Origin of the sequence: Ideonella oryzae (assembly GCF_024055665.1) — a bacterium.
GTDB lineage: Bacteria > Pseudomonadota > Gammaproteobacteria > Burkholderiales > Burkholderiaceae_C > Ideonella > Ideonella oryzae.
Genome location: NZ_JAMXMC010000001.1, coordinates 268,027 through 292,671 on the forward strand (window position 1 = coordinate 268,027; position 24,645 = coordinate 292,671).

Annotated in this window: 24 protein-coding genes and 2 pseudogenes; 12 read left to right on the forward strand and 14 right to left on the reverse strand. The window is 70.1% G+C overall.

All coding sequences use genetic code 11. The annotated features are described in order from the left end of the window. The first annotated feature begins 2 nt into the window (after positions 1-2). The 9 genes from M0L44_RS01335 to M0L44_RS01375 all read left to right on the forward strand — a co-directional run bounded on the left by M0L44_RS01335 (position 3) and on the right by M0L44_RS01375 (position 7,306). Entirely contained in the window at positions 3-527 is a 525-nt protein-coding gene (locus M0L44_RS01335; protein ID WP_252767812.1) for an ArsI/CadI family heavy metal resistance metalloenzyme, read from the forward strand. Between the two features lie 8 nt (positions 528-535). Further along, positions 536-1,030 carry an arsenate reductase ArsC gene (locus M0L44_RS01340; RefSeq protein WP_252767813.1) on the forward strand — a complete coding sequence of 165 codons (495 nt, stop codon included), beginning with the start codon at positions 536-538 and terminating at the stop codon, positions 1,028-1,030. A gap of 15 nt (positions 1,031-1,045) precedes the next feature. Beyond that, on the forward strand, positions 1,046-1,546 hold the full coding sequence (locus M0L44_RS01345) for an arsenate reductase ArsC (protein WP_252767814.1): 501 nt from the start codon (positions 1,046-1,048) through the stop codon (positions 1,544-1,546). A gap of 13 nt (positions 1,547-1,559) precedes the next feature. Next, positions 1,560-2,639: an ACR3 family arsenite efflux transporter gene (gene arsB, locus M0L44_RS01350; RefSeq protein ID WP_252767815.1), complete on the forward strand. Its 1,080-nt coding sequence runs from the start codon at positions 1,560-1,562 to the stop codon at positions 2,637-2,639. Then, positions 2,636-3,184: a sigma-70 family RNA polymerase sigma factor gene (locus M0L44_RS01355; RefSeq protein WP_252767816.1), complete on the forward strand. Its 549-nt coding sequence runs from the start codon at positions 2,636-2,638 to the stop codon at positions 3,182-3,184. The genes arsB and M0L44_RS01355 overlap by 4 nt, the downstream gene beginning before the upstream one ends. A 73-nt stretch (positions 3,185-3,257) precedes the next feature. Further along, positions 3,258-4,283: a permease gene (locus M0L44_RS01360; protein ID WP_252767817.1), complete on the forward strand. Its 1,026-nt coding sequence runs from the start codon at positions 3,258-3,260 to the stop codon at positions 4,281-4,283. Between the two features lie 34 nt (positions 4,284-4,317). Further along, positions 4,318-4,551, forward strand: coding sequence for a thioredoxin family protein (locus M0L44_RS01365; protein ID WP_151123300.1), 234 nt, complete (start codon positions 4,318-4,320; stop codon positions 4,549-4,551). Positions 4,552-4,558: 7 nt separating this feature from the next. Beyond that, positions 4,559-6,325: an arsenical pump-driving ATPase gene (gene arsA, locus M0L44_RS01370; RefSeq protein ID WP_252767818.1), complete on the forward strand. Its 1,767-nt coding sequence runs from the start codon at positions 4,559-4,561 to the stop codon at positions 6,323-6,325. Between the two features lie 42 nt (positions 6,326-6,367). Beyond that, positions 6,368-7,306 (forward strand): sensor domain-containing diguanylate cyclase, encoded by a 939-nt coding sequence (locus M0L44_RS01375; protein WP_252767819.1) that lies wholly within the window; start codon positions 6,368-6,370, stop codon positions 7,304-7,306. A 64-nt stretch (positions 7,307-7,370) separates the two neighbouring features. Here M0L44_RS01375 and M0L44_RS01380 read toward each other — a convergent pair whose 3' ends face one another. The 3 genes from M0L44_RS01380 to M0L44_RS01390 all read right to left on the reverse strand — a co-directional run bounded on the left by M0L44_RS01380 (position 7,371) and on the right by M0L44_RS01390 (position 9,183). Continuing rightward, positions 7,371-7,559 (reverse strand): DUF3563 family protein, encoded by a 189-nt coding sequence (locus M0L44_RS01380; RefSeq protein WP_252767820.1) that lies wholly within the window; start codon positions 7,557-7,559, stop codon positions 7,371-7,373. 114 nt (positions 7,560-7,673) lie between these two features. After that, positions 7,674-8,210 carry a flavin reductase family protein gene (locus tag M0L44_RS01385; RefSeq protein WP_252767821.1) on the reverse strand — a complete coding sequence of 179 codons (537 nt, stop codon included), beginning with the start codon at positions 8,208-8,210 and terminating at the stop codon, positions 7,674-7,676. Positions 8,211-8,280: 70 nt separating this feature from the next. Continuing rightward, a complete protein-coding gene (locus M0L44_RS01390) occupies positions 8,281-9,183 on the reverse strand; it encodes a LysR family transcriptional regulator (RefSeq protein WP_252767822.1) in 903 nt (300 codons plus the stop codon). A gap of 108 nt (positions 9,184-9,291) precedes the next feature. Here M0L44_RS01390 and M0L44_RS01395 point away from each other — a divergent pair, with 108 nt between their 5' ends. Genes M0L44_RS01395 through M0L44_RS01405 form a run of 3 tightly spaced genes read left to right on the forward strand, consistent with a single transcriptional unit; the run spans position 9,292 to position 11,590 of the window. Further along, entirely contained in the window at positions 9,292-10,068 is a 777-nt protein-coding gene (locus M0L44_RS01395) for an SDR family oxidoreductase (RefSeq protein ID WP_252767823.1), read from the forward strand. 42 nt (positions 10,069-10,110) lie between these two features. Continuing rightward, entirely contained in the window at positions 10,111-10,383 is a 273-nt protein-coding gene (locus tag M0L44_RS01400; RefSeq protein ID WP_252767824.1) for a hypothetical protein, read from the forward strand. Positions 10,384-10,405: 22 nt separating this feature from the next. After that, a complete protein-coding gene (locus M0L44_RS01405; RefSeq protein WP_252767825.1) occupies positions 10,406-11,590 on the forward strand; it encodes a low temperature requirement protein A in 1,185 nt (394 codons plus the stop codon). Between the two features lie 45 nt (positions 11,591-11,635). On the opposite strand, the gene M0L44_RS01410 is transcribed toward M0L44_RS01405, so the two are convergent. The 11 genes and pseudogenes from M0L44_RS01410 to M0L44_RS01460 form a co-directional block, all read right to left on the reverse strand. Next, on the reverse strand, positions 11,636-12,295 hold the full coding sequence (locus tag M0L44_RS01410; protein WP_252767826.1) for a response regulator transcription factor: 660 nt from the start codon (positions 12,293-12,295) through the stop codon (positions 11,636-11,638). Further along, positions 12,292-14,088 carry a sensor histidine kinase gene (locus M0L44_RS01415; protein WP_252767827.1) on the reverse strand — a complete coding sequence of 599 codons (1,797 nt, stop codon included), beginning with the start codon at positions 14,086-14,088 and terminating at the stop codon, positions 12,292-12,294. Before M0L44_RS01415 ends, M0L44_RS01410 begins: the two co-directional genes overlap by 4 nt. 120 nt (positions 14,089-14,208) lie before the next feature. Continuing rightward, positions 14,209-16,314, reverse strand: coding sequence for a c-type cytochrome (locus tag M0L44_RS01420; protein WP_435526375.1), 2,106 nt, complete (start codon positions 16,312-16,314; stop codon positions 14,209-14,211). Positions 16,315-16,362: 48 nt separating this feature from the next. Further along, complete coding sequence (locus M0L44_RS01425) at positions 16,363-17,178, reverse strand: putative bifunctional diguanylate cyclase/phosphodiesterase (RefSeq protein ID WP_252768058.1); 816 nt, start codon at positions 17,176-17,178, stop codon at positions 16,363-16,365. Between the two features lie 99 nt (positions 17,179-17,277). Then, positions 17,278-17,739 (reverse strand): annotated as a pseudogene (locus tag M0L44_RS01430) (diguanylate cyclase domain-containing protein); the annotation flags it as partial. Beyond that, positions 17,722-19,068, reverse strand: a pseudogene (locus tag M0L44_RS01435) (PAS domain-containing protein); the annotation flags it as partial. The pseudogenes M0L44_RS01435 and M0L44_RS01430, both read right to left, overlap by 18 nt. Before the next feature lie 4 nt (positions 19,069-19,072). After that, a complete protein-coding gene (locus M0L44_RS01440) occupies positions 19,073-19,582 on the reverse strand; it encodes a hydrogenase maturation protease (protein ID WP_252767828.1) in 510 nt (169 codons plus the stop codon). After that, the gene (locus M0L44_RS01445; RefSeq protein WP_252767829.1) at positions 19,579-21,111 is read right to left on the reverse strand and encodes a nickel-dependent hydrogenase large subunit; all 1,533 of its coding nucleotides are present in this window, start codon (positions 21,109-21,111) and stop codon (positions 19,579-19,581) included. The genes M0L44_RS01440 and M0L44_RS01445 overlap by 4 nt, the downstream gene beginning before the upstream one ends. Positions 21,112-21,132: 21 nt before the next feature. Then, positions 21,133-22,074, reverse strand: a complete 942-nt coding sequence (locus M0L44_RS01450) for an NADH-quinone oxidoreductase subunit B family protein (protein WP_252767830.1) — start codon at positions 22,072-22,074, stop codon at positions 21,133-21,135. Between the two features lie 136 nt (positions 22,075-22,210). Beyond that, positions 22,211-23,443, reverse strand: a complete 1,233-nt coding sequence (locus M0L44_RS01455; RefSeq protein WP_252767831.1) for an OmpP1/FadL family transporter — start codon at positions 23,441-23,443, stop codon at positions 22,211-22,213. A gap of 120 nt (positions 23,444-23,563) precedes the next feature. Beyond that, on the reverse strand, positions 23,564-24,619 hold the full coding sequence (locus tag M0L44_RS01460) for an AbrB family transcriptional regulator (protein ID WP_252767832.1): 1,056 nt from the start codon (positions 24,617-24,619) through the stop codon (positions 23,564-23,566). Between the last annotated feature and the right edge of the window lie 26 nt (positions 24,620-24,645).

A 24,645-nucleotide genomic window follows, 5' to 3' on the forward strand; every position in this document is an offset into this window, starting at 1 on the left:
CCATGAAGCGCTTTCACGTCCACCTGCATGTCGATGACCTGGGCCAGAGCATCGGCTTCTATTCCAAGCTGTTCGCCGCCGAGCCGGCCCGCGTGGAGGCCGACTACGCCAAGTGGATGCTGCAGGACCCGCCGGTGAACTTCGCCATCTCCACCCGCGGCAGCCAGCCCGGCATCGACCACCTGGGCATCCAGACGGACGACCCGGCCGAACTGGCCGAGATGAAGGCCCGCGCCGCAGCCGCCGACATGGCCTTGCTGGACGAGGGCGAAACCACCTGCTGCTACGCCCGCAGCGAGAAGCACTGGGTCACCGACCCGCAGGGCATCGCCTGGGAGCACTTCCACACCCTGGGCAACATCCCGGTGTTCAAGGAAGCCGGCCAGGCGGAGACCTCGCCGTCGGCCTGCTGCGCACCGTCCGCGGCCCCGCAAGCCGCCGCCCAGCCTGAAGCTTCGGCCTACTGCTCGCCCAGCCGCGGCAAGCCAGTGGGCATCCCCGTCAAGTCCAACTCCAGCTGCTGCTGAGGTTCGCCATGAACGACAAGGTCTACAACGTCCTGTTTGTCTGCACCGGGAACTCGGCGCGCTCGATCATTGCCGAGGGGCTGCTCAACGAGATGGGCGGCGGCCGCTTCCGTGCCTGGTCCGCGGGCAGCCACCCCAAGGGGACGGTGCACCCGATGGCCCTGGCCGTCCTGGCCGAACACCGCATCCCCACCGATGGCTTTCGGAGCAAAAGCTGGGAGGAATTCGCCCAGCCCGAGGCGCCGCAGATGGACTTCGTGTTCACGGTCTGCGACCAGGCGGCCGGCGAGGTCTGCCCCGTCTGGCCCGGCCAGCCGATGACCGCCCACTGGGGCATGCCCGACCCGGCCGCCGTTCAAGGCGATGCCAACACCCAACGCCGCGCCTTCCTGGACACCTTCGTGACGATGCAGCGCCGGCTGCGCCTGATGCTGTCCCTGCCGCTGGCCAGCCTGGATGCCCTGGCCATCAAGAAGGAAATCAAGGACATCGGCACCCGCTGAGACCTTTTCGACACCATGACCACTCACGTCCTGATCCTCTGCACCCACAACTCGGCCCGCAGCGTGCTGGCCGAGGGCATGCTCAACCAGCTGGCCACCCGGCTGGGCAAGGATGTCCAGGCGCACAGCGCCGGCTCCGCGCCCAGCGGCCGCATCAACCCCTTCGCGCTGGAGGCGCTGGCCCATGCCGGCATCGCCACCGAAGGCTTTCACAGCAAGAGCTGGGACGCCTTCACCGGCCCGGAGGCGCCGCCGCTGTCCATCGTCATCACCGTGTGCGACAGCGCCGCGGCCGAAACCTGCCCCATCTTCTTCGGCGGCAACGGCCAGCCGGTGAAGGTGCATTGGGGCTACCCGGATCCGTCCGACGAAGACGGCGTGAGCGACAAGCGCCGCGCCTTCGAGCTGACCCGCCAGGCCATTGGCTACCGCATGCTGCAGCTGCTGGCCCTGCCGCTGGAGACGATGGACCGCCCCGCGCTGCAGGCGGCCCTGCAGGACATCGCCCAGAGCTGAGCCAACGACCGCCATGAACACTGCCACCACGCTGCCACCACCCGCCGCCGCGCCCGCCCCCATGAGCGTCTTCGAGCGCTACCTCAGCGTCTGGGTCGCGCTGTGCATCGTCGCCGGCATCGCCCTGGGCCAACTGCTGCCCGGCCCGGTGCAGGACATCGGCCGCATGGAAGTCGCCCAGGTCAACCTGCCGGTGGGCCTGCTGATCTGGGTGATGATCATCCCGATGCTGCTGAAGGTGGACTTCGGCGCGCTGCACCAGGTCAAGGCCCATTGGCGCGGCATTGGTGTCACGCTGTTCGTGAACTGGGCGGTCAAGCCCTTCTCGATGGCGCTGCTGGGCTGGTTCTTCGTGCGCCAGGTCTTCGCCCCCTGGCTGCCGGCCGAGCAGATCGACAGCTACATTGCCGGCCTGATCCTGCTGGCCGCGGCGCCCTGCACGGCCATGGTCTTCGTCTGGAGCCGGCTGACCAACGGCCACCCGCTGTTCACGCTCAGCCAGGTGGCGCTCAACGACACCATCATGGTGTTCGCCTTCGCGCCCATCGTGGCGCTGCTGCTGGGCCTGTCGGCCATCACCGTGCCCTGGGCCACGCTGCTCACCTCGGTCGTGCTCTACATCGTCATCCCGGTCATCCTGGCCCAGCTGTGGCGCCGGGCGCTGCTGCGCCGCGGCCCTGCCGCCTTCGACGCCGCGCTGGCCAAGATCGGCCCCTGGTCCATCACCGCGCTGCTGGCCACCCTGGTGCTGCTGTTTGCCTTCCAGGGCCGGGCCATCCTGCAGCAGCCGCTGGTCATCGCCATGCTGGCGGTGCCCATCCTGATCCAGGTCTTCTTCAACTCGGCCCTGGCCTACTGGCTCAACCGCCGCGTGGGCGAGGCCCACAACGTGGCCTGCCCCTCGGCCCTGATCGGCGCCAGCAACTTCTTCGAGCTGGCGGTGGCCGCGGCCATCAGCCTGTTCGGCTTTGAGTCCGGCGCGGCCCTGGCCACGGTGGTGGGCGTGCTGATCGAGGTGCCGGTGATGCTGCTCGTGGTGCGGGTGGTGAACCAGAGCAAGGGATGGTACGAGCAAGGCGCGCGCTGCGCATGAGCGTGGCCGAAGCCCGTCCCTGCCTGATGCAGGCCTGGCACGCCCACGAGCGTGAGCTGCAGGCCTGGCTGGCCAGCCGGCTGGACGACCCGGCGCTGGCGCGCGACCTGTTGCAGGAGATCTTCATCAAGGCCTTGCGCATGGGCAGCCGCTTCTGCGAAGTGGCCAATGCCCGGGCCTGGCTGTTCGAGGTGACCCGCAACGCCCTGACCGACCACTGGCGCCGGCTGCGCCCCACCGTGGCGCTGGACGACAGCCTGCCCGAGGCCGAGCCCGACGCGGCCCCGGCCGTGGACAGTCTGGCCACCTGCCTGCCGCGGGTGCTGGCCGAGCTCAGCGCCGCCGACCGCGACGCCATCACCCAGTGCGACCTGCAGGGCCTGAGCCAGGAGGCCTATGCCCGGCAACTGGGCATCAGCCTGGCGGGCGCCAAGTCGCGCGTGCAGCGGGCCCGCCGCCGGCTGCGCGCACAGCTGCTCGCCTCCTGCCAGGTGGTGCTGGACCCGCAGGGCGGCGTCTGCTGCTTCACCCCCCGGGAGCCCTGAGCCCGCCCGCGTCGGCCCCTGCATCTTTTGGGACGGTCCTGCGTCTTCTGGGGGAGACGACACAGGACACACGATGACGCCCCTGAAACGCTGGTGGATTGGCTTGGCCGTGCTGCTGCCGACCTGGTGGTGGGCCTACACCCACCTCACGGCCTTCGCCGACACCCTGCTGGGCTGGACCGGCCTGAGCCGCCAGACGGCACTGGGTGAATCGCTGCACTTCTTCTTCTACGACACGCCCAAGGTGCTGCTGCTGCTCGTCGGCGTGGTGTTCGTCATGGGGGTGGTGCAGACCTGGTTCGCCCCCGAGCGCACCCGCGCCCTGCTGGCCGGCCACCGCGCCGGCATCGGCAATGTGCTGGCGGCCCTGCTGGGCATCGTCACGCCTTTCTGCTCCTGCTCGGCCGTGCCGCTGTTCATCGGCATGCTCTCGGCCGGCGTGCCGCTGGGCGTCACCTTCTCCTTCCTCATTTCCGCGCCCATGGTCAACGAGGTGGCGCTGGTGATGCTGCTGGGCCTGTTCGGCTGGAAGGTGGCGGCGCTCTACCTGGGGCTGGGCCTGAGCGTGGCCATCGGCGCCGGCTGGGTCATCGGCCGCCTGGGCATGGAGCGCCACCTGGAAGACTGGGTGCAGGCCGTGGCCCGTGGCCAGGGCGGGGCCGCGACGACGGACGAGCCGCTGAGCACACTGCAACGCCTGCAGACGGGCGCCGGCCATGTGCGCGAGATCGTCGGCAAGGTGTGGCCCTATGTGGTGGTTGGCATCGCCCTGGGCGCGGGCATCCACGGCTATGTGCCGCAGGACTTCATGGCCGCCATCATGGGGCGCGACGCCTGGTGGAGCGTGCCGGTGGCCGTGCTGCTGGGCGTGCCCCTGTACACCAATGCCGCCGGGGTCATCCCCATCGTGCAGGCCCTGCTGGGCAAGGGCGCCGCGCTGGGCACCGTGCTGGCCTTCATGATGAGCGTGATCGCCCTCTCCGCCCCCGAGATGATCATCCTGCGCCAGGCGCTCAAGCCGCGCCTGATCGCCACCTTCGCTGGCGTGGTGGCTGGCGGCATCCTGCTGGTGGGCTACGTCTTCAACGCGGTGCTGTGACCGCAGAAAACCCGGTCTTCAACAAGGAGTGAGCATGAAAGACATCAAGGTTCTCGGCTCGGGCTGCGCCAACTGCCGCAACACCATCGCCCTGATCGAACAGGTGGCCCGGGACAAGGGCGTGCCGGTGACGATCGAGAAGGTGCAGGACATGCAGGCCATCATCGGCTATGGCGTGATGGCCACGCCGGGCGTGGTGCTGGACGGCAAGGTGGTGCACGCCGGCGGCCTGCCCAGCCGTGACAAGATCGAGGCCTGGCTGAGCTGACACCTCCATGAACCTCGTCCCCCACCCCACCCGCTACCTGTTCTTCACCGGCAAGGGGGGCGTGGGCAAGACCTCGCTGTCCACGGCCACCGCCATCCAGCTGGCCGACCAGGGACGGCGGGTGCTGCTGGTCAGCACCGACGCGGCCTCCAACCTGGACGAGATGCTGGGCGTGCCGCTGCGCAACGCGCCGGTGGCGGTGCCCGCGGTGCCCGGCCTGTCGGTGCTGAACATCGACCCGCAGGTGGCGGCCGACCAGTACCGGCAGCGGGTGCTGGCCCAGATGGAGCAGGCCTCGGCCGAGGAACGCGACACGGTGCGCGAACAGCTTTCGGGCGCCTGCACGACGGAGATCGCTTCCTTCGACGAGTTTTCCGGCCTGCTGGCCGGTGGCGCCCAGGACGTCGACCATGTGGTGTTTGACACTGCCCCCACCGGCCACACCCTGCGCCTGCTCAGCCTGCCCCAGGCCTGGAGCGGCTTTCTGCAGGACAACGACCGCGGCGCCTCCTGCCTGGGCCCGCACTCGGGCCTGAAGATGCAGGAGTCCCGCTTCAACGCCGCCCTGGCCACCCTGACCGACCCTGCGCTGACCACCGTGGTGCTGGTGGCCCGGGCCGACCGCAGCGCCCTGGCCGAAGCCGGCCGCAGCGCCCTTGAGCTGGCTGCGCTGGGCCTGAACGCGCAGCGCCTGGCGATCAACGGCGTGTTCCCGGCCGAGCAGGCCAGCGACGCGGTGGCCGCGGCCATCGCCCGCCAGGAGGCCGCCGCCCTGGCCGACCTGCCCGAGGCGCTGCAGCCCCTGCCGCAGGTGCGGGTGCCGCTGCGGCCCTTCGACACGGTGGGCGTGGGCGCGCTGCGCCAGTTGCTGAGCGACACGCCTCCCAGCCTGTCGGCCCTGCCCCCTGCGCCGGCCGACGTCCATGCCGACAGCTTCGGCCACCTGGTGGAACAGCTGGCCCAGGCTGGGCGCGGCCTGATCATGGTGATGGGCAAGGGCGGCGTGGGCAAGACGACCCTGGCCGCGGCGCTGGCCGTGGGCCTGGTGCAACGCGGCCATGCGGTGCACCTGAGCACCACCGACCCGGCCGACCACCTGGGCGACACCCTGGCCGGCTCGCTGCCGGGCCTGGATGTCAGCCGCATCGACCCGAAGGCCGAGACGGCCCGCTACATCGAGAAGATCATGGCCGCGCGCGCGCCCGGCCTGGACGCCCAGCAGATGGCCCTGCTGCGGGAGGACCTGGCCTCGCCCTGCACGGAAGAAGTCGCCGTCTTCCACGCCTTCTCGCGCACGGTGGCACAGGCGCGCAGCGCCTTCGTGGTGCTGGACACCGCCCCCACCGGCCACTCGCTGCTGCTGATGGACGCCACCGGCGCCTACCACCGGCAGATGACCCGCGAGTTCGAGGGCCAGCCGGCCCTGCACGTGGTCACGCCGCTGATGCGGCTGCAGGACCCGGACTACACCCGGGTGATCCTGGTCACGCTGCCGGAGACGACGCCGGTGTCCCAGGCCGCGGCCTTGCAGGACGACCTGCGCCGGGCCGGGGTGGAGCCCTGGGCCTGGGTGCTCAACCGCTCGCTGCTGGCCACCGGCACCCGCGACCCGCTGCTGCAGGCCCGGCTGGTGGGCGAGCAGGCGCAGGTGCGCCGGGTGGCCAGCGGCCTGGCCCGGCGACTGCACGCGGTGCCCTGGCAGGCGGAGCCGCCCGTGGGCTTGCCGGCGCTGCAGGCCCTGGGAACGACGCCGGTATCCGGCACGTCATCTTGATCTGCGATAAGGTGTGCTTGTGCAGACTTGAGCAGTACCCCGATGGCTGAGATCAGCGACCTTCAGAGCGACAGCGCCGTTTACAAGACCCTGCTGGAATCGACCCAGGCCATCCCCTGGAAGATCGACTGGCCGACGATGAGCTTCAGCTACATCGGCCCGCAGATCGAGCCCCTGCTGGGCTGGCGCCAGGACAGCTGGGTGTCCGCCAACGACTGGGCCAGCCGCATCCACCCTGAGGACCGCGACCGTGTGGTGAACTTCTGCATCGCCCAGTCCCAGGCCGGGGTGGACCACGAGGCCGACTACCGGGCGCTGACCCAGGACAACGGCTATGTCTGGATCCGCGATGTGGTGCACGTGGTGCGCAACGCAGCGGGCGAGGTGGAGGCCCTGATCGGCTTCATGTTCGACATCAGCGAACGCAAGAAGACCGAGGAAAAACTGCTGGCCTTGCAGAAGGAGCTGGAGGCCCTGTCCTTCAAGGATGGCCTGACCGGCATCGCCAACCGGCGCCAGTTCGACACCAGCCTGGCGCGCGAGTGGGAGAGCGCCCGCCACAGCCAGCAGCCCGTGTCCCTGCTGCTGGTCGATGTGGACCTGTTCAAGCAGTACAACGACCTGTACGGTCACCTGCAGGGCGACAGCTGCCTGCGCGAGATTGCACAGACGCTGAGCCTGGCCCTGGTGGGCCCGCGCGATCTGGTGGCTCGCTACGGCGGTGAGGAGTTCGTGCTGGTACTGCCCGAGACCGATGGTCAGGGTGCTCTGCGCGTGGCCGAGCGCTGCCTGCGCCTGATCGAGAAGCTGGCCCTGCCCCATGCGCAGAACCCGCATGGTCAGCGGGTCACGGTGAGCATCGGGATGGGCACCTTCACGCCGGACCCCGGGGCCGAGCCGCAGGACGCCCTGCGGGCGGTGGACCAGCAGCTCTACCGGGCCAAGCAGGAAGGCCGCAACCGCATCGCAGCCCTTGTCTGAGGCCCCAAAGAAAACGCCCCGCCCGGGTGGCATGCACCACGGGCGGGGCGTGCGTGGACGCCGATCAGCGGATGAACGGGGTCAACTGCGGGGCCAGCATCAGCAGCGTGCGCTGACGGTGCTCGATCTCGCAGCGGCGACGCTCGGCGTCGCCCAGATGGGCCGCTTCGGCCAGATAGGCCGCGCGGCTGTCCTCCAGCGAGGACGGCAGGGTATGGAACAGGTCTTTCAGTAAGGTGAGTACGGAGCGCATGGTGTTGTCAGTGTTCTAAGACACCGTATTTCTAGGGAAAACCCTTAATTCTAAACCGTCCCCCATGACCAGGAGACGACAACCATCCAGCGCCCCTTGGACAGCGCCCGATGCTCAGCGCATCTTCGAAGGCTGTCGGATGGTGTCGCCCGCGACCATGAAGCGCCCGTAGCCGCGGTGGTGCAGCGTGCGGGGGTTCTTGACGCCAGGGTCCACCCAGGCCGCCACCACCTCGAGCACGAACAGCTCATAGCGGCGCACCATCCGTGTGTCCACCACCTGGCATTCCAGGCTGGCGTAGCAGTCGTCCAACAAGGGCGCCGCCACCTGGCTGGCAGGGCTGTGCTGCAGGTGAAAGCGCTCGAACTTGTCGCCCTGGCTGGCGTGGCAGTTGCCGCAGCCCACCACCTGGCGGGCCAGTTCGACGGTGGGGATGTTGAGCACGCACTGGCCGGAAGCCTTGAGCAGCTTCTGCGACTCATTGCCGGCACTCACCACGCAGGACACCAGCGGCGGATCGAAGCCCAGCAGCGAATGCCAGGACATGGGCATCACATCGCACGCCCCGCGGTGGGCAGTGGTCAGCAGCAGCACGGGCCCTGGCTCCAGCAGGCCGTACACCTTGGGCAGAGGAAAGCGCTTCTTGTTCATGCGGGCTCCGATGACATGGCGCATGGCCATTCTGGCACCCGGGCAAAGGCGGTGGGCCCGCTGGACCTGGTCAGGCCAGCTGGCCGCTCAGCAGCTCGGCCATCCAGGCCATGAAGACCTGCACCCGACGGGACAGATGGCGGCGGTGCGGATACACCACCTGCACCGGCATGGGTGCCGGCCGGTGCTGTGGCAGCAGCTCGACCAGGCTGCCGTCGTCCAGGTGTTCCTGAACATCGAAGCGGGGAATCTGGATCAGGCCCAGGCCCGACAGCGCGCAAGCGATGTAGCTCTCGGCATTGTTCACGCCCACCCGCCCGGCCAGCGCCAAGGTGCGGCAGGTCTCGCCTTCCTGCCACTCCCAGGGGGCCGCCTGCCCGGTGGACGGCGAGAGGTATTGCACCACCTGGTGCTGCGCCAGGTCCTTGGGGGACTGCGGCACGCCAAAGCGCTGCACATAGGCCGGGCTGGCGCAGTTGATCAAGGGAAAGCAGCCCAGAGGATGCGCCACCAGGCTGCTGTCACCCAGCACCCCCACGCGCAGCGCGCAGTCGATGCCTTCGGCCACCAGGTCGACCGCCCGGTCGGTGGAACCCAGTTCGATGTCCAGCGCCGGGTGCCGCGCCAACAACCCAGGCAGGGCCGGCGCGACCAGGCGCCGGCCGATGCGGCTGGGCACGTCCACCCGCAGTCGCCCGGCCACCCCGCTTTCGCCCGGTGGGTGGAAGCGGGCCTCCAGGTCCTCCATGTCGCCGACCAGGGCCGAAGCCCCCTCCAGCAGGGCCTGGCCGTCCTGGGTCAGGGTCACCTTGCGCGTGGTGCGGTGAAACACCCGCACGCCCAACCGCGCCTCCAACTGCTGGATCGCCAGCGACACGGAGGGTCGGGGCAGGCCCAGTTGATCCGCCGCCAGGGAGAAGCTGCCCGTGGCCGCCACACGCAGAAAGGCCCGCAAGGTGTCGATCCGATCCATCGCTCGATTGGTATCAATGACTGAATAGTCTTGTATTGAAAGGCGTGTTTATCTTTTCTGTCAAACCAATAAGCTGTCCAACATCAAGACAAACACCGGGGAGACCCCATGTCCCAACTGCACAGTCTCGAAGGCAAGGTGGTGCTGATTGCCGGCGGCGCGAAGAACCTGGGCGGCCTGATCGCCCGCGACCTGGCCCAGCACGGTGCCAAGGCAGTGGCCATCCACTACAACAGCGCCGCCACCCGGGCCGACGCCGAAGCCACTGTGGCGGCCGTGCAGGCCGCTGGCGCGCAGGCCGTGGCCCTGCAGGCGGACCTGAGCACGGCCGCGGCGATGGAGAAGCTGTTCGCCGATGCGGTGGCCGCGGTGGGCCGGCCCGACATCGCGATCAACACCGTCGGCAAGGTGCTCAAGAAGCCGCTGCTGGAGATCAGCGAGGCCGAGTACGACGCGATGAGCGCCGTCAATGCCAAGACGGCCTTCTTCTTCCTGAAGGAGGCGGGCCGGCATCTCAACGACCACGGCAAGATCTGCACATTGGTCACCTCACTGCTGGGTGCCTTCACGCCCTTCTACAGCGCCTACGCGGGAACCAAGGCCCCGGTCGAGCACTTCACCCGCGCCGCGGCCAAGGAGTTCGGCGCGCGTGGCATCTCGGTCACCGCCGTCGGCCCCGGCCCCATGGACACGCCCTTCTTCTACGGCCAGGAACAAGCCGATGCGGTGGCCTACCACCAGTCCGCTGCCGCCCTGTCGGCCTTCAGCAAGACCGGCCTGACCGACATCCAGGACGTGGTACCTTTCATTCGCCATCTGGTCAGCGATGGCTGGTGGGTCACCGGCCAGACGCTGCTGATCAACGGCGGCTACACCACCAAATGAACAAACGCGGACCGGCACGTCCCGGCCGCAGGGAGATGCGCCATGCATGTCGTGCTGGTGATGCTGGGCGGCCTCGGTCAACTGGGCCTGTTCCTGCTGTTTGCCTGGCTGTGGGGCGCCACCCCTTCGGCCATGGCCCTGGCCGCCAAGGCCTTCGTGCCGGTCTGGCTGATCGTGGCCTGCGTGAACATGTGGGTGGGCGTTCAGCATGCTGGCTACAGCGTGCGTGAAGAGGCACCGATCTTGCTGATCGTGTTCCTGCTGCCCGCCGCCCTGTCCGTCGGTCTGGCCCTGTGGCTGGGCCGCCAGGGATGACACCGCCCACCGCCCACCGCGCATGACCCCAACCCGCTCCCTGCTCCGACAACGCGATGGGCACCATGCCCGCGTCACCTTCGAAGAACTGTTCTTCGACCTGGTCTACGTCTTCGCCGTCACTCAGCTCAGCCACCTGCTGCTGCACCACCTGGGCTGGATGGGCGTGGCCGAAACGACGGTGCTCTGGTTCGCCGTCTGGCTGGGCTGGCAGTACACCTGCTGGCTGACCAACTGGTTCGACCCGGAGACGCCCCACATCCGGGCCTTGCTGTTCCTGTCGATGCTGGCGGGGCTGCTGATGGCCGCCAGCATCCCCCGCGCCTTCGGCGATGCCGGGCTGCTGTTTGCCGGCAGCTACGCCACCATGCAGGTGGGGCGGGCGGCCTTCATCGTCGGGAGCCTGCCCCGCAGCCATGCCCTGGCGGCCAACTACCGCCGCATCCTGGGCTGGATGCTGATCGCCGCCGCCTTCTGGCTGGCCGGCGGGCTGGCCGAGCACGAGCACCGCCTGCTGCTGTGGGCACTGGCCGTGGCCTGCGAATACATCTCGCCGATGCTCGGCTTCCCGCTGCCGGGGCTGGGCCGCTCGCGCACCCGGGACTGGACCATCGAGGGCGGCCACCTGACCGAGCGCTGCCAGCTCTTCGTGATCGTCGCGCTGGGCGAGACGGTGCTGGCCAGCGGTGTCGCCCTGTCGGAGGCCGAGGTCTGGACGCCCGCGCTGCTGCTGGCCCTGCTGACCACCTTCGTCAGCACGCTCGGCCTGTGGTGGCTGTATTTCGGCACCTCGGGCAAGACCGCCACCGACGTCATCACCCACGCCGAGGACCCGGGGCGCATGGGCGCGAGCTTTCACTACGTGCATGCCATCCTGGTGGGCGGGGTGATCGTGGCTGCGGTGGGGCACGACCTGGTGATGGCCCACCCGCCGTCGGTGCCCGGCGCCGCCCAGGCCGCCGCGGTGGTGGCCGGGCCGATCCTCTTCCTGCTGGGCTGCGCACTCTACAAGCGCATCGTCACCCGGGCCTGGCCCAACTCCCACCTGGTCGGCGCACTCGCGCTGCTGGGCGTGGCCCTGGCCTCCGGACAGATGAGCCTGCTGACCCTGGGCGCGCTGGTGGCCGCCATCCTGCTGGCCGTGAGCCTGTGGGAACGCTGGACCTGCGCCGCTGCGCTGGCGCCACCGCACAGCAGCCTGCATTGACCGGGCTGCGCACCCTGCCGGCACAGGCCTGAGGCCGACGCAGGCTCAGGCCTGCGCCTTGGCCACCATCGTCGCCAGCTCGGCCAGCGAGCCCGCCTCCATCTTCAGCATGATGGAGGCGCGGTAGGCCTCCACCGTCTTGACCGACAGTTCCAGCTCGTAGGCGATGACCTTGTTGAGCTTGCCCACCAGGATGCCTTCGAGCACCTCGCGCTCGCGCCGGCCCAGGCGGGCCAGGCGTTCGCTGATGGAGCGCTGCCGGCTCTGCCGGGTCAGCGCGTCCTGCGAGACGCGGATGGCCGCGCCGACCATGTCCAGCAGGTACTGCTCCTTGAAGGGCTTCTCGATGAAGTCGTAGGCGCCGGCCTTGAGGGCCTGCACCGCCATCGGCACGTCGCCATGGCCGGTGACGATCAGGATGGGCAGCGGGAACTGGCGCTCGGCCAGCAGGCGCTGCAGCTCCAGCCCGCTCATGCCGGGCATGCGCACGTCCAGCACCAGCGCGCCGGGGCGCAGCTGCTCGGCCGGTGGCAGCGCGGCCAGAAAGCTGGCGGCATCGGGATAGGTCTGGGCCGCCAGGCCGATGGAGGCGAACAGGAAGGCCATGGAGCTGCGCATGGCCTCGTCGTCATCGACGATCAGGATCAGTGGGGCGTGGGTCTCGGCCTCGGCCGAGGACGGACTGGAACCGGTGCTGGGACTCATGAGGGACTGTCCTCCGTGAGGATGGGCAGGGCAAAGCGCATGCTCAGCCCGCCATCGGGTTCGTTCGTGGCCCACAGGTGGCCACCATGGCTTTCGACGATGGTGCGGCAGATCGACAGCCCCAGGCCCAGGCCCTGCGGCTTGGTGGTGAAGAAGGGGTCGAACAGATGGGCCTGCACCTCGGGGGTGAGGCCCGTGCCGTGGTCGCGCACGGCCACCTCGACCGAGTCGACGGTCTCCGTGCTGCGGCGCGTGGTCACGGAGATGCCGCGGGCCTTGTCGGGCCGGCCGTCCATCACGTCCAGCGCGTTTTGCAGCAGGTTGAGCAGCACCTGCTCGATCTCGATCAGGTCGGCGCTGATCGGCGGCAGCGGCTCGCCCAGGTCCACGGTCAGCGGCACACCGCGCAGCAGGGCCTGGCCTTCGAACAGGGCCAGGGTCTCGCGCACCACGTGGTGGATGTCCAGCCGCTCGCGCTGCACCTCGCGCCGGCGCACGAAGCTGCGGATGCGGCGGATGATGACGCCGGCCCGCTCGGCCTGGCCGGCGATGCCGCGCGCGCCGTTGCGGATGAAGGCCGGGTCGATGCGGCCAGCGTCGATCACGCGGGTGATGCCCTCGGCGTAGTTGGTGATGGCCGCCAGCGGCTGGTTCAGCTCATGGGCGATGTTGGACGCCATCTCGCCCAGGATGCCCAGGCGCGAGAACTGGTCGCGCTCCTCCCGGTGCTGGCGGGCGGCGCGCTCGGCCGCCTCGCGGCCTTCGATGGCGCGGGTCAGCTCGGCGGTGCGCCGACGCACCAGGGTCTCCACGCGCACCACGTGGAAGACCCACCACAGCACGGCCAGCGCCGAGAAGACGAACCAGGGCCAGTGCTCACGCAGGATGCCGCCCAGGGTGGTGTGGCCCAGGTAGGCGTAGGGGCCGATGCGGAGCTCGCGGAACAGCGCGTGGACGCTGGTGTAGTCCTGGGGCGCGGTCCAGGCCCGGCCGTCCACCGGCGGCATGGTCAGCAAGGCGGCGGTCACCGCCTTGGCCAGGTCGGGCGAGGTGCCGGCCAGGCGGGCGAAAGGCCAGTCCGGGTACAGGCGCGAGGACAGCCGGCAGGGAAAGCCGCTGGGCGGCTGCTCGGCCACCACGGCGAACTCGTCGGGCTGCACCCGGCCGGCAGCGATCTCCTCTTCCAGCAGGCAGGTGCGCAGCACCCCGGCATCGGCCCGGCCCTCGCGCAGCGCGGTGATGACGCTGGCCATCGGAAAGCCCGTGCTCACCAGGGCCTGCAGGCGCTCGGGCGGCACGCCGGCCTGGTCCATCTCGCGCCAGACCACCCGCCAGCCGCCGAAGGCATCGGGCGAGACCACGGCCAGCCGGCGCCCGGCCAGATCGGCAAAGCGCGTGGGCTGGCCCGGGCGGTGGGGGGTGATGACGGTGGAGCCCACGGTGTCGGTGGGCACGGCATGGTCATGGCTTTCCAGCGTGGCCAGGCGGGTCACACCGTGGCCGGCCTCCAGCTCCACATAGTCGCCCGGGTTGGTGACGACAAAGTCCACCGTGTGCTCGGCCACCGCCAGCTCGATGCCGGCCGGGTCCAGCGCCGCCAGCGCGAAATGGTGCTGCGGCAGCGCGGCGTTGAGCTGGGCCAGCGTGGGCTCGAAGTCCTTGGCGGCCCGCTCGGAGCCCTGGAAGGCCAGCACCGCGATGCGCACGGTGTCGGCCTGTGCCGCCACCGGGGCGCCGGCCGCTGCCACCAGGGCCAGGAGGGGGGCAAGAAGGGAGCGCAGCACGGGGTTCACGCTAGCACAGGCTGGGGCGATGGGCAGGCAAAAAGGCCGGCCGCCCGGGGAAGGGGCGACCGGCCGAACAGGCCGGTGTCTCAGTGGCCTGACGGAGTTTTCGAGGATCCGTACCGCGCATCAATACCGCGCATCCTTGGGCTTGGGGTCCTTCGGCCAGTCCTTGACCTTGTCCGGGAAGTCGGGCCGGTCCTGGTGGGTGAAGTACTCAGCCACGTCCACCGCGTCCTGGTCCGACAGGCCGCCCTGGCCCAGCGGGAACTTCTCGTGGAAGCCGATGGGCATGTTGCGCTTGACGAAGGCCGCGGCGGTGTAGGTGCGGGCCATGCCGGCGCCGATGTTGAAAGAGCGTTCGCCCCACAGCGGCGGGTAGACGGTGCGGCCGGCCGCATCCTTCAGGCCCTCGCCGTTCTGGCCGTGGCAGACGGCGCATTGGGCGCCATAGACCTTCTCGCCGTTGGCCAGGTTGGGCACGATCTTCGGATCGACCTTGCCCACACCGCGGCCGGGCACCTTGTCCTCCTTCCTGGTGTTGCCCTTCATCCAGTCGAAGTAGGCCACCATCGCCTTCATGTCGTCCGAGTCGGGCGGCAGCGGCTTGCCGTTCATCGAGCGACGGAAGCAACCGTTGATGCGGTCCTCGATGGTGATGACCTTGCCGGCGCGCGGCGCATACGAGGGGAAGAAGGCCGACACCCCGACGTAGGGCGAGCCATCGGCCACGGTGCCCGCATTCAGGTGGCAGGAGGTGCAGTTCAGGTCGTTGCCCACGTTCTTGGGCAGCAGGAGGTGGGTCTCGGCGTTCAACCGCATGCCACGCACCAGCTGCTGGGCATTCGGTTCGGCCAGCAGCTTGGACAGGCGCGGTGTCTCGAAGGCGCTGGTGTCGACCTTCGGATCCAGCTGCTGGCGCGCCTGGGCCACATCGGCGGCGGCCACCGGGCCGGCACCCTGGCCCCAGCTCTGCCGCACGAAGCTCAGGATCTCGGCGATCTCGGCGTCGCTCAGGCGGGCGAAGGCCGGCATGGTGTAGACCCGCGGATGGGCGCCCGTGGAGACCGTCTTCCAGCCGGTCAGCGTGATGTGGATCAGTGTGGCCGGGTCCTGGGCGGCCACGGTCGGGTTGCCCGCCAGAGCCGGGAACACGCCCTTCACGCCGCCGCCGGTGGGCCGGTGGCAGTCGGTGCAGAACTGGGTGTAGCCCAGGCCGCCCGCGCTGGTGAAGAGCTGGGCCGGCGGCTCAGCGGCGCTGGCCGCCGCCGAGGCCGGCGCGGCCGCCACCGGTGCCGCGGTCTTCGCCGTGTCCGAAGGCAGGGACTTCAGGTAGGTGGCGATGGCCACCAGGTCCGGGTCGCTGACATGCTGCGTGGAATGCAGGATCACGTCGGTCATGCTGCCCGAGGCGGTGGCAAAGCGGTTCTGCCCGGTCTTGAGCATCTCGACTGTGTCAGGCACGGTCCACAGGTCGCGCAGTGCCACCGCGTTCCAGTGCTCCACCTGGGCGCCCGAGAGGAACAGCTTGCCCTTGGAGCCCAGGTCGCTCATGGCCAGTTCCTGGAAGCCGATGCCGCGCGGCGTGTGGCAGGCGCCGCAGTGGCCCAGGCCCTGCACCAGGTAGGCGCCACGGTTCCAGATGGCGTCCTTCTGCGGGTTGGGCACGAAAGGCGTCTTGTCGGCGAACACCGCGTCCCAGTAGGCCAGGCCCCAGCGCTGGTCGAAGGGGAAGTGCATGCCCAGGGGCTGGTTGGCCTGGGCCACCGCCGGCACGCCCTGGCGCAGGTAGGCCCACAGCGCGGCCATGTCCTCGTCGCTCATCTTGGCGTAGGAGGGGTAAGGCATGGCCGGGTAGAGGCGGTGGCCCTTGGCCGTCACGCCGTGGCGCATCGCGCGGTCGAAGGCGGCATAGCTCCAGCCACCGATGCCGTGCTGCACGTCCGGGGTGATGTTGGTGGAGTAGATCGTGCCGAAGGGCGTTTCCAGCGCGCGGCCACCGGCCATCTCGGGGCCGCCCGGGGCGGTGTGGCAGGCCACGCAGTCGCCCAGCTGGGCCACATAGCGGCCCTTGGCCACCAGACCAGCCTCGGCGGTGCCGCTGAAGCCGGGGCTCTTGGCCTCATCCAGCCGCGGGGGAATGGCCATCCAGATGGCGGCGATGGCGCCCAGGGCCACGATGGCCACGCCGCCCAGGGCCAGGCGCCGACGGCGATTGCCTGTGTTGACTCTCATGGTGCAAGACCTTTCACTTCTCAAGGTTTTGCAACAGAGCTTAGGCGTTTACCCTGATTGGAGAGAGTCGGGCTTTTCCGCGGCGCAACCCGGGTTTCCCCGGGTCGCCTCGCGGCAGCGTTGGGCAAAGTCGGCAGCCGGCATGGGCCGGGCAAAGCCGAAGCCCTGCACCAGGTCGCAACCATGCGCCTTCAGGAAGGCCGCCTGGCCTTCGGTTTCCACGCCCTCGGCCTGCACCACAAAACCCAGGCCGTGGCCCAGGCCGATCACCGCCCGGGTCACCGTGGCGCCGGCGGTATCGCGCTCCAGGTCCTTGATGAAGGCCCGATCCACCTTGAGCTTGGACAGCGGCAGGTGCCAGAGGTGGCTCAGCGAGGTCTGGCCGGTGCCGAAGTCGTCGATCGCCAGCACCACACCCAGCTGGCGCAGCTGGGCGAGCTGACGCAGGTCGCGCTCGGCGTGCCGCATGATGTAGGACTCGCTGATCTCCAGCTCCAGGCGCTCGGCCGGCAGGCCGGTACGGGTCAGCACGGCGGCCACCGTCTCGGCCAGGTCACCGCGCTGGATTTGCAGGCCGGCCACGTTGACCGCGATGACGCCGATGGCCAGGCCCTGGTCCAGCCAGGCCCGGGCCTGGCTGCAGGCCTCTTCCAGCACCCAGGCGCCGAGGGGGATGATGAGCCCGCTGTCCTCGGCCACCGGAATGAACTCGGCGGGCGACACCGGGCCCCGCTCGGGGTGGGTCCAGCGCAGCAGCGCCTCCGCGCCCACCAGCTGGCGGTCCGCCAGCCTGAAGACGGGCTGGTAGTGCAGCTGGAACTCCTGCCGCTCCAGGGCGCGGCGCAGATCGCTCTCCAGGCGCATGCGGTCCAGCGCCTGCTCGTTGAACCGGGGCTCGAACAGGCGGTAGCCACCGCGGGCGGACTCCTTGGCCTGGTAGAGCGCCAGATCGGCGAACTTGAACAGGCTGGTGACGTCCGCGCCGTGCTCGGGGTAGAGACTCACCCCCACGGTGGTGCCCACCGAGAGGCTGTGCTCCTCCAGCACGAAGGGCTCGCGGAAGGCCTGCAGGATGCGCTGCACGCTGGCATCGACATCCAGCGGCGATTCCACGTTCTCCAGCAGCACGACAAACTCGTCGCCACCCAGGCGGGCCACGGTGTCGGTGTCGCGCACGGCCCCCTGCAGCCGGCGGGCCACGGCCTGCAGCAGGGCGTCGCCGACCGGATGGCCCAGGCTGTCGTTGATGTGCTTGAAGCGGTCCAGGTCCATGAAAAGCATGGCCAGGTGGCTGTGGGCCCGCTTGGCGCGCGACAGGGCCTGGCGGCAGCGGTCCATCAGCAGGGTGCGGTTGGGCAGCGCGGTCAGCGCGTCGTAATAGGCCAGCTGGTGAATGCGCCGGGCCTGGGCCTTCTGCTCGGAGATGTCCGAGAAGATGCCGATGTAGTGGCTGACCGCCCCCTGCTCGTCCCGCACCGCGGTGATGCTCTCCCAGATCGGGACGATGCGGCCGTCGCGGTGGCGGTTGAGCACCTCGCCCTCCCAGTGGCCGCTTTCCAGCAGCTGGCCCCAGAGGTCCTGGTAGAAGCTGAGCGCGTGCTGGCCGGACTGCATCACGCTGGGGTTGCGGCCGAGCACGTCGGTCTCCTCATAGCCCAGGATGGCGGTGAAGGCCCGGTTGATCTTGCGGATGCAGCCCTCGCCATCGGCGATCAGCACGGCGTTGAGGCTGGCGTCGAACACGGTGGCGGCCAGGCGCAGCTCGTCCTCCACCTGCCGGCGGGCGGTGATGTCCTGCACCGTGCCCACGCCGCGCAGGCCCTGGCCCGGCACGGCCTGCAGGCTGGCCCGCAGGTGGACCCAGCGCAGCGGGCCGTCGCCGGTCTCGATGCGGAACTCCAGGTCGCAGCTGCGCCGCTCGGCCAGCGCCTCCATGAAGGCCTGGGCACTGGACAGGCGATCCTCGGGGTGGATGGCCGAGAACAGCGCCGACAGGCTGGGCTCGGTGTCGGGCAGGGCGCCCAGCAGGCGTCGGGTCTCGGCCGACCATTTCATGCGCTCGTCGACCGGGTCCAGCTCCCAGCTGCCGACGTGGGCCACCCCTTCCGCATCCTTGAAGCGGGCATCGCTGGCCAGCAGCTCGGCTTCCTTCTGCTTGAGCAGGCCGATGTCCGCCCCGGTGATGACCGCGCCCTCCTCCTTGCCCTGGGCACTGTGCAGCAGGACGGCCTCGATCAGATGGTGGCGGAAGCCACCGCCGCGCAGCGCCAGGCGGTGTTCGGCCCGGTAGTGGCCACAGCGGCGCACCTGCTCGAACAGCACCGAATGCACCGGCCACGGCAGGGGCGGCAACTCGCCCGCCAACCGCATCTGGTCCTCCGGGTACAGCAGCTGGTCAACGCTGTCGCCTTCGTTCAAGGGCCGCAGGACCTCGCGGGCGCGGCTGTTGCTGCGACGCAGCCGGCCCTGGGCATCGAGCACGATGACCACGCTGCCCACGGTGTCCATCACCCGCTCGGCGAAGGCGGCCAGCGACTGCTCGCGGTCGCGTGCCGACTGCAGGGCCGCCCGCTGCTGCTCCAGCTGGGCCAGCATCGCATCGGCCTGCTCGGCACCGGCCATCAGCTCGAATTCGAGCGCCCCATTGGCCAGGCGCAGGGCCTGCAGCTCCAGCCGCAGGCTGGCCAGCTCGTCCCCCGGGGGCGGCAGCAGTCCGTCGGGCAGCGGACGGATCGGATGCTGGCTCATCGCCATGCCCTCAGCAGGTTTCCACCCCGGCCGGCACCTGCCAGCGGGTGTCGGCCAGCCAGCCGGACACCCGGCGGGCCGCGGGCGCCACGGCCTGCGCCACCGGAGGTGACAGCCCCAGGTGGAAGGGCCGCAGCGCGGCCATCTCGATGGTCAGCAGCCGCGCGGGCGCGGGCACCACGGCGCAGCTCCGCCAGGCACGCAGCAGATGCCCCAGACCCATGCCGTGCCCCACCGCCGCGTGCTCCAGCGGCACCGCCACCGGGTCGCGTTCCGCCAGTTGGCCCGGCTGCCCCGCGGGTTCGGCCGCGTCCACCAGCACCACGGCCCGCGCGTCCATCAGCCAGGCCAGGGCATCCAGGCCCCGGGTGCCCACCGCCTGCACCGACCAGCCCGCTGGCAGCCCCGCCGCGACCAGCGCCTGCCCCACCGCCTCGGCCACGCCGTCGTCACCGTGCAGGGCATTGCCGAAGCACAGCACGACACCGCCGTCCTGCGGGACCGGGGCGACGTGACTCATGCGTCCACCCTCAGGCTGGGCACGTCGGCCCCCGCGAAGTGGACGGTGCACACCAGGCAAGGGTCGTGCGAGCGGATCAGGTGGCCGACCTCGATCGGGTCCTCCGGGTCCTGCACGCGCTGGCCCACCAGGCTGGACTCCCAGTGGCCCGGCTGGCCCAGGCTGTCGCGCGGCGAGGCGTTCCAGCCGGTGGGGGTGATGATCTGGTAGCGGTGGATCACTCCGTCGCGCACCTGCACCCAGTGGCCCAGCGCGCCTCGCGCGGCCATGATGAGGCCGGCGCCATCGCCGTCCACCTCGGTGCCCGGCGCTGGCGGCACGAAGTGCGGCTCGTCCAGGTGGGTGCCCAGCTCGTCGAGCATGCGCAGGCCGTGCCGCAGGGCCACGCCGATGTGGCGCACACGGGCGAACTGCCGCAGCCAGGCCCCACCGCCCTGGCGGGACCACAGGTCGCGGATCAGCGGATCGCCCGCAATCAGCAGCTCGGCCAGTGGCCCGGTCTGCACCACCCGGCCGTCGTAGCGGGGCGCCTTGGCCCAGGTGTAGCGGTCGGTCTCGGGCTGGTAGTCCGGCACCGTCTCGCCCTCGAAGGGGTGGCGACCGCCCTCGTAGGGCCGGAACCAGGAATGCCGCACATGCTCGGTGATGCGCGCCGGGTCCAGTGACTGGATCTGACCGGAGTCGCCATCGAGGAAGCCGGCCGGCAGGGCGTGACGCGCCTCGCCGCGGGCCCAGGCCTCGGGCTCGCACCAGGTGCCGAAGGCCAGCATGTGCGGCGTGCCCGGCCCCAACCTGTCCAGGCCCTGCCCGCACAGGAAGCGGGTCAGCAGGCCCAAGGCCGCCTCGGCCGGGCCGGGCTGGGCCAGCCAGCGCTCCAGCGCCTCGGCCGAGTCCAGGGCCAGCCAGGCGTCCAGCCCACCGCCGAGGATGCGTTGTTCGTACCAGCGCTGCAGGCCCAGCAGCACGCTGCGGCAGGCCACCAGGCGCCGGGTGTCGGCCGGAGTCACCACACCGCCGGGCAGCATGTAGGACGAATGCGGCCATTGGCCGCCGAAGTGCGCGACGATCTGCAGCACCTGGCGGGTCTGGGTCAGGGTCTCGCGGTAAATGCTGCCCTTGAAGGGCTCGAAGGCGGCCATCAGCGGCGCATGCAGCGGATCGGCCGCATAGCGTGGGTGGCACAGGTCCGGCGCGAAGAACAGGAAGGTCTGCCGCAGATCGTTCTGCAGGCCCTCGGCGATCAGGCAGAGGTTGCGGATGCGGGTGGCGTTGGGCGGCACCGGCGTGGACCAGATCTGCTCCAGCGCCAGCACGCCGGCATAGAGGTGGGCGGTGCCGCAGATGCCGCAGACCCGCGGCGTGATGACCATCGCGTCGCGCGGGGCGCGGCCCAGCAGGATCTGCTCGAAGCCGCGGTACATGGTGCCCTGGGTGCGCGCGGCCACCACCACGCCGTCCTCCAGCGTGACCTGCACGCTGAGGTCCCCTTCGACGCGGTTGAGATCCAGGTTCAGTTCGATGCGGGCCATGGGCTCCGATGCTAGACCCGTTCAGGGCTTCATCTTCTTGTCGCGCACCCGCTGTGGCGCCGCCGCACGGGCCAGGTTCTTGTAAGCCATGTAGCGCGGCCGCTCCACCCCCAGCGGCAGGTGGATCGGTACTTCGCCCATCTTCTCGGTGCGGAACAGATCCCCATCGCGTGGAAACCCGGGGGAGGTGCAGCCGAAACAGGGCACCCCTGCGCGGGTCTTGCTGCTGACGCCGTTCCAGAGGTCGGTGTTGCACACCGCCTGGGTCATCGGCCCCTGGCAGCCCAGGTTGAAGAACAGGCAGGCGCGGTCGCCCGGCTGGGTGTCCTCGACGTCGTACTCGTGGTATTCGTTGCGGGTGCAGCCCTGGTGCACCACGGTGCTGAAGTGCGAGGCCGGACGGTTCAGGCCGTCCAGCGGCACCGGCAGGCCCAGGGCCAGCGCGGCCAGGGTCTGGGTCATGGTGTGCGGATGGGCGGGGCAGCCGGCCACATTGATGACAGGCTGGCCCCGGCGCGAGCGCCAGTCCGGCGCCAGCAGTCCGCCCGGCTGGGCATGGTCGAACTGCAGACCGATGCAATCGGAGGGATTGGGCGGGGCCGCATGCACGCCACCGAAGGCGGCGCAGGTGCCCATGGCCACCACCACGCCGGCCCGCTCGGCCAGGTCACGCACGAGCTCCATCTTGCCGCGACCGCGGTAGGGGTCGCACAGGCCGGTGCCGCGCGGGGCCGTGATGATGCTGCCCTCGATGCACAGGATGTCCAGGACCTGCTCGCCGGTCAGGATGGCGTCCACCAGCTGGTCGAAGCGCCGGGCGTGGCCATGCGACAGCGAGGGATGCCAGAGCAGCTCCACGCCGCCATCCTGGAGCAGTTGCTCCAGGCTGGGAGATTCCGCGCTCAGGATGGCGAGAGAGTCGCCACCACAGGCGCCGGTTTGAAGCCAGAACAGAGTCGCCATCGGATCCAGGTGTGCCGCAGGGTTGCCCCTCCAATCCGGGCGCGGCCCATGCTGGCCCGGCTGATCCTTTTATCGGCACGGGCCGTGCGGACTCAAGCCCGCGGATCTGGACCCGATTGTCTCAAACGAATGCAGCTCAGTAGAGCCAGCCCCAGGACAGGCCGACCACGTCTTCGCTCAGGTGGACGTTGGCCTCGCCCCCGCCGAAGTTGGCCGGGATCGATCCCTGGCCGTGCACGGTCTTCTTCAGGGCGCGGCCATAGAAGGCGCTCCATTCGCTGCGCGCGCCGGCCTTCCAGCTCAGGCCCAGCGTGGCATGGTCCTGCACCACCCCGGGCGCCAGGATGTTGAAGAAGGTCTGGCTCTGCGGCACGGGCTGGGTGGCATGGCTGTAACCGGCCCGCAGGGTCAGTGCGGGTGACCACTGGTAGGCGGCCCCGAGCTTGACCACCTGCACGTCCCTCCAGCCGAAGCCCGCGCCCCCATCGGCCCCCAGGGGCTGGCCGGCCAGCAACGGCGCCAGCGGCGTGCCCACCGACTTGACGCCGCTGTACTGGATCACCTGGTAGTCCAGCGCCAGCGTCCAGTCCTGGCTGGGCTGGTAGGCCAGGCCCACACCGTAGTTGGCCGGGATGTCGAAGCTGCCCTGGTCGGCGAACAGGCCCCGGTACTTGTCGAAGCGGCCGTGGATCTTGGACGACCAGGTGGCGCCCAGCCGCCACGCGGGGCTGAGCTGGCCGATCCAGCCCAGGCGCACGCCGGCCCCCACCGAGCTGTCGTTGCCCAGGCCGCTGACCTGGGTGGGCGCCGCTGATGCCGTGGTGAAGGGGCTCAGGCCCTCGGCGGAAAAGCGCTGGTAGGCCAGGTTGAGCGCCACGCTCACCGCGTGGTCCTCGGTCAGCCGGTAGGCCACGGAGGGCGAGATGAAGAGCTGCTCCAGGTTGACCCCGGTGTGGCCGGTCTCGCCAAACGCGGCAAACGGGCTGCGGTCGTACTGGGTGTTCATGCCGCCGTTGCCATAGACCGCCAGCCCCAGGCTCAGGCGCTCGTCGAGCTGCCGTGTCAGGCCGAACTCGGGGATGAAGAAGGTCTTGCGACCGTTGCCGCTGTAGTCGCCGTCCAGTCCGGCGCCATTGCCCTGGATGCTGGCGCCACGGCTGGGCACGAAGACGTTCAGGCCGGCATCCAGGCGATCACCGACCCAGGCGGTTCCGGCGGGGTTGGTGGCGCCCGTCAGGGCGTCCTGCGGCAGCGCGATGCCGGTGCCGGCCATGCCCTCGCTCTTGACACCATAGCCGTGGGCGAAATAGCCGTTGGTGGCATGGGCCACGCCAGGCAGGACACTGGCACCGCCCAACAACACGGACATAAGGGACAGCGGGAAACGGCGAGACATCGATACATCCTGAGGTATGAACGGGCTGCCCACTGTAGGAGCCCCACCCCGCCTGCCCAAGGAAAAGATCGCTATGTGCTCATGACGAATCTGTCACTGGGCCGGGGACGAACGCCGGGACACCCAGCGCGCCACCGCCGGGCCCACCGCCAGCACGGCCAGCAGACGCCCGGTCTGCATGGCCATCACGAAGGGCGCGTCAACATGGCTGGAGGCGGCGATCAGGGCCACCGAGTCCGCCCCGCCCGGGCTCATGGCCAGGTAGGCCGTGAGCGGGTCGATGCCCATCCAGAGCACCAGCAGGCCGGCCATGCCGCTGCACAGCAGGAGCAGCAGCGCCAGCACCGCGAACAGCCGGGGCAGCACACGCACGGCGTGGCGCACCACGGCGCGGTCGAAGCGCAGGCCGATGCTCCAGCCCAGGCACAGGGCCGCGGCGGCCAGCAGCCAGGGCGGCAGCACGACGGCCTGGCCCGCCACATCCTGCATCAGCACGCCACCGGCCAGCCCCAGCACCAGGGCGCCGCCCGGCGGGCGCCAGCGCCAGGCGCCCCCCGCCGCAAGGGTGGCCCCCAGCAGCGTGAGGGCCAAGCCCCATCCGTCCACGGGCGCCAGCCAGTCCGCCAGCAGACCGGCCGGGGGGTTGCCAGCCCCACCCACCACGCCGGACACCGCCATCATCAGCGTGGCCACCATCACCACCCGCAGGTACTGCATCAGGGCCACCAGGCGAACGTCGGCGCCGAACTCGCCGGCCAGCAAGGTCATGGCCGAGGCCGCGCCGGGGAAAGACCCCCAGATGGCCGTGGAACCCGGCAGCAACTTCCAGCGCGCAAGCTGCCAGCCCAGCCCCACACTGAGCACGATCACCGAGGTGACACCCAGCAGGAACACCTCCCAGTGGCGCATCAGCTCGGCGAACACCGGCAGCGGGCAGGCCCGCGCGATCATGAAACCCAGCAGGGCCTGGGACAGCATGAAGGCCGACATCGGCACCCTCACCCGCTGGCCCGCCAACCCCAGGGCCACGCCGGCCACGATGGACCCCAGCAGCGTGGGCGCCGGCAGGTGCAGCAGCGCCATCGGCAGCGACAGGGCCAGCGTCAGCAGCACCAGGCCCAACCAGCGGCGGGTCGCCTGGAAGGGCATGGGCGCTGGCGACGGGGGCAGCACAA

What these genes read in the sequence shown, in the direction of transcription:
- M0L44_RS01410 (WP_252767826.1), bottom strand. Translation starts at nt 12,295, where the DNA reads ATGAGTCCCAGCACCGGTTCCAGTCCGTCCTCGGCCGAGGCCGAGACC.
- M0L44_RS01335 (WP_252767812.1), top strand. Translation starts at nt 3, where the DNA reads ATGAAGCGCTTTCACGTCCACCTGCATGTCGATGACCTGGGCCAGAGC.
- M0L44_RS01450 (WP_252767830.1), bottom strand. Translation starts at nt 22,074, where the DNA reads ATGGCGACTCTGTTCTGGCTTCAAACCGGCGCCTGTGGTGGCGACTCT.
- M0L44_RS01385 (WP_252767821.1), bottom strand. Translation starts at nt 8,210, where the DNA reads ATGAACAAGAAGCGCTTTCCTCTGCCCAAGGTGTACGGCCTGCTGGAG.
- M0L44_RS01380 (WP_252767820.1), bottom strand. Translation starts at nt 7,559, where the DNA reads ATGCGCTCCGTACTCACCTTACTGAAAGACCTGTTCCATACCCTGCCG.
- M0L44_RS01460 (WP_252767832.1), bottom strand. Translation starts at nt 24,619, where the DNA reads ATGCCCTTCCAGGCGACCCGCCGCTGGTTGGGCCTGGTGCTGCTGACG.
- arsA (WP_252767818.1), top strand. Translation starts at nt 4,559, where the DNA reads ATGAACCTCGTCCCCCACCCCACCCGCTACCTGTTCTTCACCGGCAAG.
- M0L44_RS01425 (WP_252768058.1), bottom strand. Translation starts at nt 17,178, where the DNA reads ATGCGCCTGGAGAGCGATCTGCGCCGCGCCCTGGAGCGGCAGGAGTTC.
- M0L44_RS01455 (WP_252767831.1), bottom strand. Translation starts at nt 23,443, where the DNA reads ATGTCCGTGTTGTTGGGCGGTGCCAGTGTCCTGCCTGGCGTGGCCCAT.
- arsB (WP_252767815.1), top strand. Translation starts at nt 1,560, where the DNA reads ATGAACACTGCCACCACGCTGCCACCACCCGCCGCCGCGCCCGCCCCC.
- M0L44_RS01340 (WP_252767813.1), top strand. Translation starts at nt 536, where the DNA reads ATGAACGACAAGGTCTACAACGTCCTGTTTGTCTGCACCGGGAACTCG.
- M0L44_RS01375 (WP_252767819.1), top strand. Translation starts at nt 6,368, where the DNA reads ATGGCTGAGATCAGCGACCTTCAGAGCGACAGCGCCGTTTACAAGACC.
- M0L44_RS01440 (WP_252767828.1), bottom strand. Translation starts at nt 19,582, where the DNA reads ATGAGTCACGTCGCCCCGGTCCCGCAGGACGGCGGTGTCGTGCTGTGC.
- M0L44_RS01445 (WP_252767829.1), bottom strand. Translation starts at nt 21,111, where the DNA reads ATGGCCCGCATCGAACTGAACCTGGATCTCAACCGCGTCGAAGGGGAC.
- M0L44_RS01405 (WP_252767825.1), top strand. Translation starts at nt 10,406, where the DNA reads ATGACCCCAACCCGCTCCCTGCTCCGACAACGCGATGGGCACCATGCC.
- M0L44_RS01365 (WP_151123300.1), top strand. Translation starts at nt 4,318, where the DNA reads ATGAAAGACATCAAGGTTCTCGGCTCGGGCTGCGCCAACTGCCGCAAC.
- M0L44_RS01400 (WP_252767824.1), top strand. Translation starts at nt 10,111, where the DNA reads ATGCATGTCGTGCTGGTGATGCTGGGCGGCCTCGGTCAACTGGGCCTG.
- M0L44_RS01355 (WP_252767816.1), top strand. Translation starts at nt 2,636, where the DNA reads ATGAGCGTGGCCGAAGCCCGTCCCTGCCTGATGCAGGCCTGGCACGCC.
- M0L44_RS01345 (WP_252767814.1), top strand. Translation starts at nt 1,046, where the DNA reads ATGACCACTCACGTCCTGATCCTCTGCACCCACAACTCGGCCCGCAGC.
- M0L44_RS01360 (WP_252767817.1), top strand. Translation starts at nt 3,258, where the DNA reads ATGACGCCCCTGAAACGCTGGTGGATTGGCTTGGCCGTGCTGCTGCCG.
- M0L44_RS01390 (WP_252767822.1), bottom strand. Translation starts at nt 9,183, where the DNA reads ATGGATCGGATCGACACCTTGCGGGCCTTTCTGCGTGTGGCGGCCACG.
- M0L44_RS01420 (WP_435526375.1), bottom strand. Translation starts at nt 16,314, where the DNA reads ATGAGAGTCAACACAGGCAATCGCCGTCGGCGCCTGGCCCTGGGCGGC.
- M0L44_RS01395 (WP_252767823.1), top strand. Translation starts at nt 9,292, where the DNA reads ATGTCCCAACTGCACAGTCTCGAAGGCAAGGTGGTGCTGATTGCCGGC.